General features: G+C 42.2%; 14 protein-coding genes. 4 read left to right on the top strand and 10 right to left on the bottom strand.

Going from position 1 to position 15,670, the window contains the following annotated elements:
- Window positions 1–87: 87 nt before the first annotated feature.
- Window positions 88–1,113 (bottom strand): class II fructose-bisphosphate aldolase, encoded by a 1,026-nt coding sequence (fbaA, locus tag ACN20O_RS15250; RefSeq protein WP_491634770.1) that lies wholly within the window; start codon window positions 1,111–1,113, stop codon window positions 88–90.
- 152 nt (window positions 1,114–1,265) lie between these two features.
- On the opposite strand from fbaA, the gene ACN20O_RS15255 reads away from it, so the two are divergent.
- Window positions 1,266–3,311: an alpha-ketoacid dehydrogenase subunit alpha/beta gene (locus ACN20O_RS15255; protein WP_491634771.1), complete on the top strand. Its 2,046-nt coding sequence runs from the start codon at window positions 1,266–1,268 to the stop codon at window positions 3,309–3,311.
- A 137-nt stretch (window positions 3,312–3,448) separates the two neighbouring features.
- Complete coding sequence (locus tag ACN20O_RS15260) at window positions 3,449–4,801, top strand: HD-GYP domain-containing protein (RefSeq protein WP_491634772.1); 1,353 nt, start codon at window positions 3,449–3,451, stop codon at window positions 4,799–4,801.
- Here ACN20O_RS15260 and ACN20O_RS15265 read toward each other — a convergent pair.
- The 8 genes from ACN20O_RS15265 to ACN20O_RS15300 form a co-directional block, all read right to left on the bottom strand.
- Window positions 4,759–5,043, bottom strand: coding sequence for an LCCL domain-containing protein (locus ACN20O_RS15265; RefSeq protein WP_491634773.1), 285 nt, complete (start codon window positions 5,041–5,043; stop codon window positions 4,759–4,761). The two genes, ACN20O_RS15260 and ACN20O_RS15265, sit on opposite strands and share 43 nt — an antisense overlap.
- Window positions 5,044–5,090: 47 nt before the next feature.
- Window positions 5,091–5,273, bottom strand: coding sequence for a hypothetical protein (locus ACN20O_RS15270; RefSeq protein ID WP_491634774.1), 183 nt, complete (start codon window positions 5,271–5,273; stop codon window positions 5,091–5,093).
- Window positions 5,274–5,559: 286 nt separating this feature from the next.
- Entirely contained in the window at window positions 5,560–6,006 is a 447-nt protein-coding gene (locus tag ACN20O_RS15275) for a hypothetical protein (protein WP_491634775.1), read from the bottom strand.
- Window positions 6,007–6,077: 71 nt separating this feature from the next.
- Window positions 6,078–8,294: a CHASE2 domain-containing protein gene (locus ACN20O_RS15280; protein ID WP_491634776.1), complete on the bottom strand. Its 2,217-nt coding sequence runs from the start codon at window positions 8,292–8,294 to the stop codon at window positions 6,078–6,080.
- Between the two features lie 14 nt (window positions 8,295–8,308).
- Complete coding sequence (locus ACN20O_RS15285) at window positions 8,309–9,901, bottom strand: tetratricopeptide repeat protein (RefSeq protein WP_491634777.1); 1,593 nt, start codon at window positions 9,899–9,901, stop codon at window positions 8,309–8,311.
- An 82-nt stretch (window positions 9,902–9,983) separates the two neighbouring features.
- Window positions 9,984–11,474, bottom strand: coding sequence for a FecR family protein (locus ACN20O_RS15290; protein WP_491634778.1), 1,491 nt, complete (start codon window positions 11,472–11,474; stop codon window positions 9,984–9,986).
- A gap of 217 nt (window positions 11,475–11,691) precedes the next feature.
- Window positions 11,692–12,411 carry a hypothetical protein gene (locus ACN20O_RS15295; RefSeq protein ID WP_491634780.1) on the bottom strand — a complete coding sequence of 240 codons (720 nt, stop codon included), beginning with the start codon at window positions 12,409–12,411 and terminating at the stop codon, window positions 11,692–11,694.
- On the bottom strand, window positions 12,411–13,133 hold the full coding sequence (locus tag ACN20O_RS15300; RefSeq protein ID WP_491634782.1) for a DUF3943 domain-containing protein: 723 nt from the start codon (window positions 13,131–13,133) through the stop codon (window positions 12,411–12,413). Before ACN20O_RS15300 ends, ACN20O_RS15295 begins: the two co-directional genes overlap by 1 nt.
- Window positions 13,134–13,210: 77 nt before the next feature.
- On the opposite strand from ACN20O_RS15300, the gene hemF reads away from it, so the two are divergent.
- Entirely contained in the window at window positions 13,211–14,110 is a 900-nt protein-coding gene (gene hemF / locus ACN20O_RS15305; protein WP_491634784.1) for an oxygen-dependent coproporphyrinogen oxidase, read from the top strand.
- A 3-nt stretch (window positions 14,111–14,113) separates the two neighbouring features.
- A complete protein-coding gene (locus ACN20O_RS15310; protein ID WP_491634786.1) occupies window positions 14,114–15,022 on the top strand; it encodes a DMT family transporter in 909 nt (302 codons plus the stop codon).
- Between the two features lie 3 nt (window positions 15,023–15,025).
- Here the strand turns inward: ACN20O_RS15310 and ACN20O_RS15315 are convergent, their stop codons facing one another.
- Window positions 15,026–15,667 (bottom strand): hypothetical protein, encoded by a 642-nt coding sequence (locus ACN20O_RS15315; RefSeq protein ID WP_102243234.1) that lies wholly within the window; start codon window positions 15,665–15,667, stop codon window positions 15,026–15,028.
- Between the last annotated feature and the right edge of the window lie 3 nt (window positions 15,668–15,670).

Here is a 15,670-nt window from a genome sequence, read left to right on the forward strand (position 1 = left end):
ATTATTAAAACATAAGAGGTTGTTTTGGTTCAAGAAAATTGCCCCCTTCCGAGGAGATTCTCAAAAGAGGGGGGCAACTACAAGATATTATTGAAGTAAACTTTTTCCAGTTGATTTTAGATCGTCACAAGCAGTGGCAATTCTTTCTGTCATCATTTTCTCAGCAGACTTCATCCACTCGCGAGGGTCGTAGTGTTTTTTCGATCCAACTTCTCCGTCTACTTTTAAAACTTTGTCGTAGTTCTTCAGCATGAAGTCTGCAACTGGTCTTGTGTAAGCGTATTGAGTGTCAGTATCGATGTTCATTTTAATGACACCATAACCAAGAGTTTCGTGAATTTCAGAAAGCTCACTTCCAGATCCACCGTGGAAAACTAAAAAGTGTTCTGCCTCAGCTCCGAAAGCTTTTTTAACAGCGTCCTGACCATCTTTTAGGATTGTCGGGCGAAGTTTAACGTTTCCTGGCTTATAAACACCGTGTACATTTCCAAAAGTAGCAGCGTACATGAATGTTCCAATAGGGCGAAGAGCTTTTGCGATCTCTACCATTTCTTCTGGAGTTGTATAAAGTTTATCAGCTGGAGCATGTTCATTGTTAACACCATCTTCTTCTCCACCAACAACACCAGTTTCTACTTCAAGAATAAGTTCGCTTTTTGCAAATCTCTCAAGAAGTTCTTTTGATTTTTTGATGTTTTCGTTTAATGGAAGTTCCGAACCATCAAACATGTGTGAGTTAAATAAATTTGGAAGACCTTTTGCGCGTCTTTTTTCTGTTTCAGCAACTAGTGGAAGCATGAAGCTCTCCACGTACTGAGGGTGGCAGTGATCTGTGTGAAGGGCGATTAAAACATTGTATTTTTCGGCCATCAGGTGCACGTGCTGAGCAATAGAAATAGCCCCTAGTGCCATATCTCCCACGCCCTGTCCTGAAGCGAATTTTCCGCCTCCCGTAGACACTTGAATGATACCATCAGACTTTTTATCGGCGAAGGCCTTTAGTGCGGCATTGGCAGTCGACATAGAAGTCACGTTAATGGCCGGATATGCGTACCCGCCGGCTTTTGCTCTCTCTAGCATTTGTTTATATTGTTTAGGTGTGGCGACTGGCATTATATCTCCTTGGTACTTATTTGTAGAACTCTTTTGGGAAAGAGTTTATCTTTTGCGTCTCTTATTCGCTATAAAAATGCACCGGGGGGTGCATTTTTTCTGTAAATTTGTTACTATCGAAATTCCATAATTTTTTATGACTTGAGGTATCTATGCTAAAAAAAGTAGAAAAGAAATATTCTGCGAAAAAAACACCAAAAGCTGAGCTGAAAAAATGGTACGAGCTTATGACTCTTGGTCGTATGCTTGATGAGCGTGCTCCAAACTATTTAAAACAAGCGGTTGGTTGGTCTTACCACGCACCATACGCCGGCCACGATGGAATCCAGTTAGCTATCGGACAAACATTTGTAAGAGGAGAGGATCATCTTTTCCCTTATTACCGCGATATGCTGACAGCTGTTTCAGCTGGAATCACTGCTGAAGAAATTATCCTCAACGGTATTTCTAAGGCGACAGATTTAGCTTCTGGTGGACGTCACATGTCTAACCACTTTGCTAAGCCAGAGTGGAAGATTCACAACGTTTCATCTTGTACAGGTAACCACACACTTCACGCTGTTGGTGTTGCCCGTGCAATGAAGAGATACAAACACAAAGGTGTAGCATTCTCTTCTCAAGGTGAATCATCTGTATCTGAGGGGTACTGTTACGAAGCTATCAACGGAGCTTCTTGTGAGAAACTTCCAGTTGTTTTCGTTTTCCAGGACAACGGATACGGGATTTCGGTTCCAAAAAGAGATCAGACAGCAAACGAGCGAGTTGCTGATAACTTCTCAGGATTCCTAAACCTGACAATCATTCACTGTGACGGAAAAGATGTTTTCGATTCTATGTCAGCGATGGAAGAAGCAAGAAGAATCGCGATTGAAAAATGTGAGCCGGTTATCGTTCACGCAGACTGTGTTCGTATCGGAAACCACTCGAACTCTGATAAACACGAATGGTACCGCGACGAAGAAGAAAGAGCGGCTGCAAAAGCTCAGGACCCATACCTTGCGTACAGAAAAGAACTATTGAGCTCAAAAGTTTTCACTGAAGCAGAACTAAACGCTATTGATGAAGAACAAAAAAAGGTCGTTTTAGACGCTCACACAAAAGCGATGAAAGCACCAAACCCAACTCCTGAATCAATCTTTGATAACCTATGGCCAGAGTCATACGTGTCGACAAAATACCCGGAAGGAACTCACAACCAAACTGGCGAAGAGATGAAATTCATCGACGCCATCAACGGAACACTTAAAGCTGAATTCCGTCACAACCCAAATACATTCATTTGGGGACAAGATATGGCCAACAAAGAAAAGGGCGGTATCTTCAACGTTTCAAAAGGAATGCAACAGGAATTCGGAATTGAGCGCGTCTTTAACGGGCCAATCGCTGAAGACTTTATCCTGGGAACAGCTAACGGATTCTCTCGTTTCAGAGACGATATCCGCGTGTGTGTTGAAGGTGCAGAGTTCGCTGACTACTTCTGGCCGGCAATGGAACAATACATCGAAATGTCTCACGACTACTGGAGATCTAATGGAGCGTTCTCTCCGAACGTTATTATCCGTCTGGCTTCTGGTGGATACATTGGTGGTGGTCTGTACCACTCACAAAACCTTGAAGGGTCTCTAGCAGCTATTCCAGGTATTAGAATTGTAGTGCCGTCATTTGCTGACGATGCTGCCGGACTTTTAAGATCTGCTTTCAGATCAAAAGGGCCAACTCTATATCTTGAACCAAAGTCGCTTTATAACTCAAAACAAGCGATGGCCGTTGTCCCAGATGACTTCGAAGTTCCATTTGGAAAAGCACGTGTAAGAAGAGAGGGAACTGACTTAACAGTTATTACTTACGGAAATACAACTCACATGTGTCTTGAAGCAGCTGAGAAATTAGCAGGTGAAGGATATAACGTAGAAGTTGTTGACCTTCGTTCTCTAATTCCTCTTGATGAAGAGGCCATCATTCACTCAATCAAGAAAACAAACCGCTGTTTAATTGTTCACGAAGATAAAGTATTCGGTGGATTCGGTGGAGAGTTAGTAGGGATCATCAACGATAAAGCGTTTGAGCACCTGGATGCACCAGTTAAGCGCGTAGGTTCTACATTCACTCCTGTTGGATTCAACAGAATTCTTGAGCGTGCGATTCTGCCAAATACAGACCGCGTGTACCAAGGAATGTTAGAGCTACTAAAATACTAAGTTAATCAATTTCGTCGCCCTTTTGGAGATTAGTCCAAAAGGGCGATGTCAAAACTTCCTAACCACTTTCATTTACTTTTTTGTGCTATCCTTCTTTAGATGTTTCTTATTTACTGACTTCTAGATGGATCTCGCTCATGAGTAAAACCCTGGTCATCTGTGACAATGAATTTTTAAGTACATTGTATGTAATGAATCTGGAAGTGTATCTCGCTACCAAGGCCGAACTTGTAACGACAATTGAAGCAGGAATAGCGATTCATAAAGCGAAGAAAAACTTCGATCTTATTATTTCTCTGGATACCATTAATAAGCGCGATGCCTTTAAAGAAATTAATGAGTACCGTGGCTCTTATGGGGTGAAGACTCCTTTTATCAGAGTCGGAGGTGATGAAGACACGGATATCGATGATAAGACATTTGCTGTTTCTTCACGCTATAACATTCAATCAATTCTCAAAAAATCAGCTTCCATTCTAGGAGTGACGGCTAAGCAGATGGCCGAAATGCAAATGGGTGCTTATTATCCCATTTCAATGTCGCCAGTTGAAGGGCTGACTAAAGCTCCTTGTAACCTTTATCTCGCTGTCGATTCTCAATACAAGATGCTTGCCCGCCGTGATGACACCATTGATGAGAGTATCAAGAACGTAAAGGCAACTGGTGTAGACACCATTTATGTTCGCAGCACAGATCGCCTGGTGATGGTTAACAATGTTTCTTTGAAACTTATTGAACGCATCACTGAAGCCTTAAAAAATAATGCGGGAATGACGACTGATAAAAAAGTAGAAGTTCTTAATGATGGTTTTGAATTTGCGGCCGCAAATTTGTTTTCAACGGAAGAAATCAGGCAGGAGATGGCGGAAATTGCCACCGCTTCAGCTAAGGTCATGTCAGATGTTGTAAAGGACAATGCCCAGCTAAAAGGACTTCTGGCCACAATGTTAAACAACAAAAGTGGTTACATCTTCACTCACTCAATGATCACGAGTTACGTTGCCAATCATATTATTAAAAATGTGACATGGGGTGGAGAAGGTCAGTCTGATAAAATTAATTTTGTTCTCTTCTTTCACGATATTTATCTTTCACCAATTTACTTAAAGCATCCGCAACTTAAATTTGAAAAGGCCTTAATCGATAATCCGGCACTTTCAGAAAAAGAAAAAGACATCATCATGAACCATGCTAAATTAGCAGCGGAGCTGGTCGTGACTTATAAGCGTTGCCCGATGGGAGCGGATGTTTTAATTAAGCATCATCATGGAATGAAAAAGGGCTCTGGTTTTGCCAATAAATACCCAGAGGATCTTTCACCTTTGTCTAAAGTGCTTTTGATTGCTGAAGCGTTTGTGGAGATTTTTGTGGCCACGACAGATAAAAAAGAAAAAGTAGAGATGAAGCTTGTCATACCGAAGTTGATTGAGGAGTTTGTGTCGCCGTCTTATATAAAAATAATCCAAACTTTAGTGAATCTTCCTTTGTAGAATTTATATCCGGGGAACATGACAGATATAATTTCATCAAACTGAAGTTTTAATGTTGTGGCCCCGCTTGATGTTGAAGTGACTCCATTGCTGGTGGTTCCGGAATAAGAAGCCTCTCCAGCTCTTACTCTAAAAATTATAATTCCACCACTGATGTTAATCTTCCCTGCATGCACGGCGGCCATACAAATAGAGCTGCTATCTGTATATGAATCGCTGCTTCCAGAAACAGAACCGGTCATAGTCTGTGAGGCACTACATCGACAACTGTCGCTGTTTTGCCCGGCCGTTATCCAGAGGCAGAGGCATTGCAAGCGATAGGTTCCGACGAGTTTAAAGTTAGTTTTGCATAACCATTGATGCCGATGACAGGAGTTGCTACACCGGGAACATTTGTAGGCTTCCATTTGTCTGTGGATTGATCATAAGCGAGAACGTCGCCATCCTGAGGGGACATTGAGCAAGCAATCAAGCAATTTATCACCTAGAGTGGAATCGCATAAAGAAAAATTAATTGGAAATGATGAACTCGCATTAGCATCAGAGAGAATTACACTTAACATTTTTGAAATGTCGAGAGAGGTCGCTTGGGTTGAGTTGGCTATGATTTTTGTAGCTTATTGTGATTCAATAGCAAAATTTTTATTGGCAGATTGCTCATGAATTTTTACAGTCTTCACCCTGGAAAGATTGGAACCGGTGATAATAAGTTTGTTGTCGATAATTTGAATGTTGGAAACATGTATCCTAAAAGGGTATTAGAGCTTACAGAATTCCTCTCTAAATTCAGTCTGAATTCCAACGGCATCCCATTCAAGGCTTTCATCGTTTAAGTCCCAGTTTAGGTACTTGACTTGAAGGTAGTGGACGAGTTCGTGCACGACAGAGTCATCCATGCAACGTTTGTTTGATTCATAATACTCGGCATCGTCCATGATATAAACTTCGTTATTGGCCACAGCATAGGCGTTGGTGATGAAGTCAGGTCTCATACCCCATTGGCCTTCAATAGCGTCTTGGAACTGTTTTACCGGCGTTTTGCTTGAGTAATAAAACTTAGGGAAGGCAATATTATCTTTTTTTGTCAGGTGCTTTTTTTCCAGAACCTTTTCAAAGAGAAACTCCACCGGATATTTCAGTGTGGCCTCTTTGGCAAAACTTGTTTGAGTCGTTAAAAGAGCGGCGATTAAAAATAGTGTTTTCATGGGAGAAATTCTAGGAAGGAAGAAAGGCTTTATCAAGGGAGAACTGGCCTCTTTCGAGGCCAGTGATGAAATTACTTAGACTTGTGTGTGTAAGACCCATCCCAATTTGGTGGAGGAGGTACTTCTTTATAGTCTTCGCACATGTGCATCATGCGCTCGAAGCTCTTATCCTCAGGGAATTTCACATGTAGTGATTTAAAGATTTCGAAGGCCTCGGCAAACCTTTGCCCCAAGTACATTTGGAAAGCTTCTTCATATTGGGCCAGGGCCTCTGTCTCATTAATCAAGTGATGGCCAGGATGAAGGACTTCGTAAATCGTAACGGCATTTTCTTTCCCTTTTACTTTTACTTTATCCAGCGTTCTGAAAACGAACTCTTTTTGTAGTTCTGGTGCAATAGCATTTTTAGTGTATTCAGAGATATTTAATTGCACACCATAGAACTTACAAAGAGACTCAAGACGAGCACCCAGGTTCATGTTATCCCCAAGTGCGGTGTAGGAGAAAATCTGATTCGAACCCATGTTCCCAACAGAACACTCACCAGTGTTAAGACCGATTCCGTGTTTAAAAAGAGGGAAGCCTTCGCGCTCAAATTCGGCGTTGATCGGTGGAAGTCTCTCAATCATTTGCACAGCACCTTTAACCGCCCAGTAAGCATGATTTTCTAAATCAACCGGTGCTCCCCAGTAAGCTACCATGGCGTCCCCGATATACTTATCCAGTGTCCCCTGGTGCTCAAAGAGCGTGTCAGTCATCATGGTCATGTATTTATTTAAACAGTGAGTAAGCTGCTCGGGTGTGAGCTTTTCAGAAATCGAGGTAAAGTCGCGCACGTCAGAGAAAAACACCGTAATGACTTTCTTTTCTCCTCCTAAGCGAACCTTTTCCGGGTTCTTTAGAAGGTCGTTAACGATACTAGGAGCAAGGTAGCGCGAGAATGTGCCTTTGATTTTTTTCTTTTCTTTATTTGATTGATAAAAATGCAGGAAGGTTGACCAGGAGTAACAACTTAAAACCGAGAAGAGACAGAAAAAGAGCCTATTGTTATAACCTTTAGGAATAAAGTAATACGAGTCTAAGTAGAAAAGTCCACCCATGATGGCAAAGACGGCCACAAAGTCTACAATCGCGTTTCCAAAGAGCATTACACTGACGATCAGGGCACTTCCACCTAGAAGCATAATCCAGGAAATTTTCGTCGACTCAAGTTCTGAGACCATGAACTTTCCTTCCAGCATCATGTGCACCATGTTCATGTGAAAAACGATTCCGGGAAGAATTGGGTCAACGGGAGTGTTACGTAAATCGTTTGCTCCAAACGCTGTTGATCCAACGAAGACCAGTTTGTCTTTAAAGATTCGCTGCATTTCAGGGTCATTGTCTTTGGCCTGGAAAATATCCCAGATACCGACTGTCGGGAAGTGATCAAGACCACCAAACCATCTCACCTTGGCTTCACCGTTGTAATTGACGTAAAGATTGCCTTTTTTTGTTTGAATGTAGGCCGTTTCAGTTGAAGGGATATTAACAACAGTGTGATCACCGCTAAAAAACTCGTAGGCCTGCATAGAAAAAGAAGGAAAGTACATTCCTCCTACGTTGGCAATAATCGGGTAGTGGCGGAAAACCCCGTCAGCGTCAGCTTCGGCCTCAATGTGTGAAATACCTGTCTCTGAGTTGGCCAGGATATCAATTGGAAAAACTTTTTTCTCAATCAAAAACTCTCTTAAGTTGCTCCCTTCAGCTTGTCTGGCATCCATGATGAAGTTGAGAAGCTGATCAGGAGCTTCTTTAAAAAAAGTTTCCTGGTCAATCTCATCCGATTCTTTTTTTACAACCGAATAGGGAAGAATAATTTTTTTCGTCGGGTCTGATTGAAAATTTTTAAATGAGGCACCTAAAAGGTTATCAGGTGATTCAGCATTACACGCGAGTTCTGGTTCGGAGAAAAAAACGTCGAAGGCGACAACTTTCGCACCGTAGTTGCTAAGCTTATTCACCAAGTTTGCAATGTGCGTGCGAGTCCACGGCCAGCGTCCGATTTTTGTGAGTGATTTATCATCAATGGCCGCAAGGACCAGGCGGTCATCTTTTTTGTCGCGGTCAATTGTCAGTCTCATGCGTAGATCGTAAAAACGGTCTTCGAAAAATGAAGCGTAGTTATAAATAAAAGACTGGTTGGTGTACGAGTTTAAATCTCTGGCGCTGGTGGAAAGGAAAATACTCCCGGCACAGAAAGTAATAATCGCAGTAATCCCCAGGTACTGGAAAATCCTAAAAAGCATGAGAGCTCCTCATATTAAAAGCTAAAGCGGTATTCAGTCGTAAAAACGTGTTTGCTGTATGAGTAGTTAGTGTCATCCGACTTATTTTTTGTGAAGTCATAGTTGATACTAATGCGACTGCTGGCACTCAACTCACGGGCAAAATCCACAGAAGGGTTGAACGTTAACTCAGTCCCGCGTGTGGCCTTTTGCTCTTTGGTGTCAGTCATCGTTGTGGCCATCGCTAATCCCAGAGTGTACTGAGGCATGATTTCCGGAATGATATAGTCAAAGCGCAGAAGATAAGTGTCAGTATTGGTGCTGCTGTTGTTATAGTTGTCGATAAAACTTGCATCAAAAAGTGCGATCAACAGGTGATGAGTTGAAAAAAAGAAAGTTTGGTCAGCGCTTAAACTTGTCGTGTGGTTGCTGATTGATTCATCTTTACCATCGTAATTCTTTCTTTTGATTTTTAATGTTGTATCGCCGATGTTGAAATAGCTAAAGCTTTCTCCAAGAGTGAAGGTAAAAGACTTGGCGTAAAATTCTTTTTTCTTTTTTGCCTGCCAGTCTTTAAACACGTGAGAGTAATCAATATCAAAAAGAAGGCTTGCCGGTTGCTCCTTCATCTTGTGTTCATATTTATTTTTTAAGCTCATGTTCATCGTAAACGAGTCGTTTTGATAAACTTCAGGGCTCGATTGGTTGGCGTGCTGAGTGTAAGTGAAGCGCGCTTCAGGGGAGACGATGTAGCGCTTTTTGATCGGGAAGTCGTATTTGCCGTAGGCCTCGGTTTCAAAAATATAAGATTCTTTTTTTGATTGCTGAACGTTGTTTTCTTCGTTGGTTAAAGAAATGTTGTCATCAAATTTAATTTTTTGTGCAACATAGCCGTTGTAGCGTTTTGGATTGATACGTCTTCCATTGACCATGACGTTCGGATCGAGATTAAACTCTACCATCAGCTGAGCAATGCGCTGATTGATTTCTGAAGCAAGAGGTGAGGACTTGTCGATATTGTAGGCAGTGTTGAGCATGGGGATAATGAAGCGCTCTACACGTCTTTCCAGGTCTTCACTTTCCTGTGATTTTTCACGGGCAATGGAAAGGAGAGTTTCGGCCAACTGATAGCGGGCGATTTGTTTCATTTTATCGTCAGAGTCTTTTTCTTTGATCACCTGGGTGTAAGTGTCACGTGCCTCTTCGTGTTCTTCTAGTATTTGTGAAATATGGGCCACATAATAAAGTGAAGCCGGACGATTGAAATTTTTTTCTGCAGATGTTTTAAAAGCAGTGCGGGCCTTCTTTAGTTCGTTAGAAGCATACAGCGCTTGTCCGTATTCGTAGTATAAATCAGCACTCGTGTTATTTTCGTTGATTGCTTTTTGGAATTGGGCAATGGCCTGATCGTATTCCTGCATTCTCGAGTAACTTAGACCCATAAGGTAGGACTTACTTATTTTGGCGTCGTTAGAGTCGAGCTGTCCAAGAGATTCAATGGCCTTTGGGTACTGGCCGCTTTTGAAATATTTGTAAAATTCTTCAATCGTTGAAGCAGAAAGAGGAGAAGAGAGAAGAAGTGTTGTTAATGATAAAAGAGCAGGGGCCCTAAACCTATTGAGAAGCATTTGTTACATCCCTATAACATAAAAAAGCACCCATCTTGGGTGCTTTTTATAATTTCATATTCTCAATTATTATAGTTGATATTTACTCGGCGTTGAAAATAAATTTTACCTTGGTATTTGGTACCGCAACCCCGCGGTCGGTAGCGGCCTGTTTTGCTACATCATTCTTCTGAAGAACGTCCTGAGCGATGTTGGTCAGAGTAGTTCTTGATCCGGATATGCCTGGAGCTGTTGCTGGAGGCGGAGGAACAACTGGCGCAGAGTAGGTATTAATGAAAGTCTGAGCTGCGGCCGTGAAAATTTCAGGTGGTTTTACCTCACTAGGAGCAACACTTGCCGGCGCTCTTCCAGAATCTCCCTCTGTCTTTACCACTTCTTTTGATTTGTCGCCTTCTGGTTTGGCAGCCTCATCTTTTTTATCGCTTTTCTCTCCAGCTTTCTCATCTTCTTTTGCTGGTGCCTGCGCCTTTTGGAAGGCCTCAGGGTCTACCATAATGAATTTTCCGGAAAGATCTAGCTCCAGACCAGCTGGCGCTTTGTATTCCCCAGTAACTTTGTCAATTTTTCCCAGAGACTCAGGTACGATGTATGTTCCAGAGTTACTGTCGAATGGAGCGTTTGATGGAGGAGGGATAATGTTAACAGTATTTAAATCGATAACACTTCCCGCTGGAAGTTTATACTCACCAGTTGTGACGTTGAAGAATCCTTCAGAGCTCCCTGGTTTTTCAGTATGAGATACGGCCGGAAGGGAGGCCTTAACATCCACACCCATTTTCGCGACTTCTTTATCCACTACTGAAGCAGAGTTAGAGAAGGCAGCTCCTTCAGCTCCTGGAGGAATTGGGTTTCTGAATTGTTTTTCTGAATGTGACGAACCTTCATTTAAACCAGTTTCGTTTTTTTCCAGAGCTTCAATTTGTTTTGTTCCAAGTTTTGTCGGAATCATTGCTCGCTCGGCAACGTTTAGGTTAACGGCCGAGACCTGTCCTTTTGTTACCATGACGGCCTTGTCACTTGAGACAACTCTTTCTAAATTTCCCTGATCAAATTTTGAGTCCCTTTGATCGCGGTCAATATGGGCCATGGCCACTTTCCCTTCGAAAGTGATCAGTGACGTGTTTTGGTTTTGTGGGTTGAAGTTAACCTGGAAGTCTGTCCCGCGGATACCCATCGCCGCAGTTTTTGTTTTGATATAGAGTTTACTTTTACTCTTATCTTCCATCTCCATATAATCTTTTGTAACTTGAGATCTGATCTGACCTTTTACCAGCGTGATGATACCGGCTTCTTTTTTAGGAAAAGCGTTGATCACCATTTGCGAATTCGGTCCGAGGTTCATTTGCGATTTATCAATGAAGAGAAGTTTTACGAAACTTTTTTCTGCTGTTTGAACAACAGCACCTTCTGGGATTGATTGATCAGCTTTGACATCGACGACACTTCCATCAGTCAACTTTGCTTTGACCATCCCGCGCAGGATAATAACCTTGGCAACATTGTCATTGGCCATGACGTTTGTGGCGATGATTAAAGTCGTTAGAGTCCAAAAAAGGTGAGAGCGTAATTTCATAAAAATCCTTCATTTTAAAGGCGCTTATTAATCATCTCTTCGATCATTATAGGTGAGTTCTTTAGGGGATAAATGTTTATGGGCCAACTATGTAATTTCCAGACAACCTAAGTAAAGGGCCGTTTAAATTTGGCCCATAATTTTGCACCAGTAAGGGTAAAACCTTAAAACGATTGGTCTAAAAAAGTCGGGTATTTGAGAGGGTAAGGTGTCCTAACTAAAAAAGAGTGAAACCCGTGCGCACGATAATGTAGTGGCCGGAGAAATCGTTGGAGTTTCCTTCTGAAAGTGTGATGACTTCAGCTGTATCGGAAGCATCGAGAATAGAAACCTTGTAGGAGTGCATGTAGTTGTATCCAATTTCTAAAAACATCGGATGGTCTTGTTTGAAAGGAAGAATTTCTTCCAGCCCGATAAAAATACCACCGCCATAGTTTTCAAAGCTGATTCTTCTCTTGTTATTAAAATTCCCAGAGGTCGTAGCATTGCTAAAAACAAAAGTTTGAAGAGACCACGATGGGCCGAAACCAATATAGACATTCGCTTTGTCTAAAACAGAAAAAGGAGTGTGGTATTTGATCTGTGGGCTAAAACTCACGAAGCGGAATCTTCCTCCTCCACGGATGGAATTCTGATTGTCGATAAAAGTGACATCTTTAATTTTTCCAAAAAGAACATCGGAGGCCACGGCGAATTCCCAGGCCTCCCAGCGATAAGCGATAGAAGTCACCAGACCAAACCCCAGAGTTTTGGTTTCATCTTCCGGGTCATCATCTTCCGATTCATGGTTATCAATCAGGCGGTCGGTGTTCATTTCAATATGATTGAATGAAAAACCGGCCCGCAGGATGAAGCTGTTTTCGAGCGTCGATTTCGCATCATCTGCATAAAGAGATGAGCTCAAAATAAATAGGATGACTAAAAAACAATTCTTCATCAGTAATTGAGCTCCAGTCTTAACATTGCACCTTTATCCTCTTGTTCAAATTTAGGTATGATCAACGTTCGTCCTTCATAAAAAGGAAAAAGTGTGGCCGGATTAATCATGTGGCCGACTATCTTTCCGGCCATTGTTCCAGAATTTAAGAGTGACATCGAAGCAGTTTCGATGCCTAAACCTAAAACGGTTCCAAGTACAGGTGTCTGGTATAAATCCTGAACACTGGCAGGTTCAGTGAGGATCTCAACAGTGAATTCAAAAAGGGCCGAACTAATTGAGGCCATCCCCATCGCGGCCATTCGCGAATAACCTTCAGCGCGGTAGAGAAGATAAAGTTGAGAGCCTGTGAGTGGGTGAACAAATAAATTCCACACCGGTTCATCTTTATCAAAAACCAGTTTTCCGAAATTGTTTTTGTATTTATTCCATCCGTCTTCGACCTTAAAAACTTTGGGTTGAATCAAGGGATAAAAAACCCATGTCAGTCCGTAAACGATTCCGATATTTTTCGCGTTTTCTTCCCAGCTGTGCTCGCGGTCAACATACCCATAGTGGTAAAGCGAGGTGCGGGTTTTTTTGACGGGATCGACGACGACATCGCCCTGCAGATACGGTTTTTGGGGCCCAGAATCCAATTCCTGGGCACTCGCCTGAGCGAAGCCTTCACTGATGGTCATCAGCGAAAATAATAACAGGAGCAAGGGGACAAACTTTGTCATACGTGGTAGTAGTAATCTTACTGTTTAGAGAGAGTCCAGCCTACTTTTAACACAACGACTCCTCGATGGAAATTGCTATGAACAATTTAGAAGCTAAAAAGAATGATTTTCACCAATACGTAAAAGATCTTCAGGATCTCATTACTAAGGCACTTTTTAGTGTCGACCCTAAATTGTCATTGGAAGAAGACCTATGGGAGCGCAAGGATCACAAAGGTAACCCGGGAGGCGGAGGAATCACTCGTGCTTTTTCTGGAGACGTCATTGAAAACGCAGGGGTTAACACCTCGAAAGTTTTTGGGGCCATTGACCCGGCCTTTGCCGGTCGCTTAGGTGGCACTGGGGACGAGATGTGGGCCGCAGGGATTTCCCTGATTATTCACCCGAAAAACCCTAGAGTCCCAACTGTTCACGCGAATTTCAGAATGATCCAGGCCGGAGAGAGATTCTGGTTTGGCGGTGGAGCGGACCTGACACCCTATTACCCTCACGAAGAAGACTTCCAATACTTTCATTCCATTTGGAAAAAAGCACTGACTCCGTATGGCGTGTATGAAGACATGAAAAAAGAATGTGATAAATACTTTGTTAACACTCACCGTGGAGGTGAGATGCGTGGAGTAGGTGGGTTCTTCTACGATCACTACAACACAAATGATTTAGAAAAAGACTTCGCGATGGTTAAAGACATCTCATCAAACTTTATCAATTCCTATTTTCCAATCGTCGAAAAAAGAAAAGACGAAGCCTATACAGAAGCTGATGAAGACTTCCAACTCCATAGACGTGGACGTTACGTAGAATTCAATCTGCTTCACGACCGCGGGACAATGTTTGGCCTAAAAACCAACGGACGCACGGATTCAATTCTGATTTCTCTTCCAGCGCGTGCGAAATTCACTTACAAGTACAAACCAGCAGCAGGCTCAGTTCATGAGAAGATGATGGAGTACTATTTTCCTCGCGAGTGGAACTAAAAAATGTTTATTAATATCCTTCTTCTTTTATTTGCCACATCTATCTGGGGATATGGTTTTATTGCCACTCGCTGGACGCTAGTTGCTCTTGACCCTTACTGGGCCAATGCTCTTCGCTTTAGCGTGGCCGGCGTGGCTTCGCTGCCGTTTTTACTTTATAAACGCTCATTCACACGTCCTGACAACATTCTTAAAAAATCGTTTATCAGTTCTGTGTTCTTATTGGGGATTTTACTTTTCCAGACCATTGGCCTCTCTCTTACCACCGTGGCAAAAAGCGGATTCATTACGACGTTGTACACTCTTTTTATTCCGATTATCACCATGCTGGTCTTTAAGAAGAAATACCGCCCGACGTTCTGGTTTCTGATCTTCATGGCAATGATGGGAATGGCACTAATGTGCAACTTGGAGTTTAAAGACTTAAACAGCGGTGACTTTTTTACGCTGATATGTTCTGTCTTTGGAGCGATTCACATTATCTACGTGGGGAGAGTGGCCAATGCTATCGAGTCTCCAGTGGAATTTAACTTTCTTCAAAATTTCTTTGTGGCCCTGATGTCTATTCCGATTGCTTTGATCTTTAAAGGGGTTATTGATTTTGGAGTGGTGTTTGATCCAGGTCACAATGTTCTGATTGGCCTTATCTACCTGGGGATCTTCTCCAGCATGATCTCTTTTACCGCTCAAATTGTCGCCCAGAAAAAAATCCCGGATCACATTGCCGGACTTATTTTCTTAACAGAGTCGCCGTTTGCCGCTCTCTTTGGCTTTTTAGTTTTAGGGGAGACGCTAAATGGGATGAATCTTTTAGGAGCAGGGCTGATTATCTTGTCGGTTGTTTTAGTGCCTATCTTGGGAAGAGAAGTGACCGCGAAGATCAAAGATCATCACGGCCACGATTCTATCTAAAAATTAATGATTGTATTTCTTGTAAACTTTCATCATCTGAGACTTAACTTGTCCAGAGATGTTTAGCATAAGAAGAACACCTGAGTTTTCTCCGTTTTGGTCAGCACCAACTAGAGAGATTGTACCAGCTGCTTTTTCCCCGATGTAGTATCTGAATGAAGCGATAGCTCCTTCAACACCAACTGAAGCAGGAAGGAAGATACCGAATACATCTTTACCTACGTAAAGAGACATATTGTGGAATTTTTCGATTGAGAAAGCGACTGCTGGAAGTGATCCAGAAGCGACACCTGGAAGGTTACGTCCACCAGGAAGTTTTTGTGGGTCAAGTTGATCAAGACCACCATCTACGATGTCTTTTAGAGAGATCGAAACTTGCATAAGTGTTCCGTTTGACTCTACATCTGGAGAGATTTCAAGGAATGAATACTTATACTTTGGAATGTTATAACGAAGTCCACCATCCATTTGAATATTTTCAAATACAGCAGAGATCATCATGTTATCTTGAAGAAGAGTAACTGTTGGCCCTTTTACACCAGCGATCTGGATGTTAGAAGCATCGTTTTTTCCACAAGAAGTTGTAAATCCAAGCATTGCGACTGTAGCAACAGTCAATAAAGACGTTTTCCATTTTGTTAACATAAA

The organism is Bacteriovorax sp. As-1, from assembly GCF_058446905.1.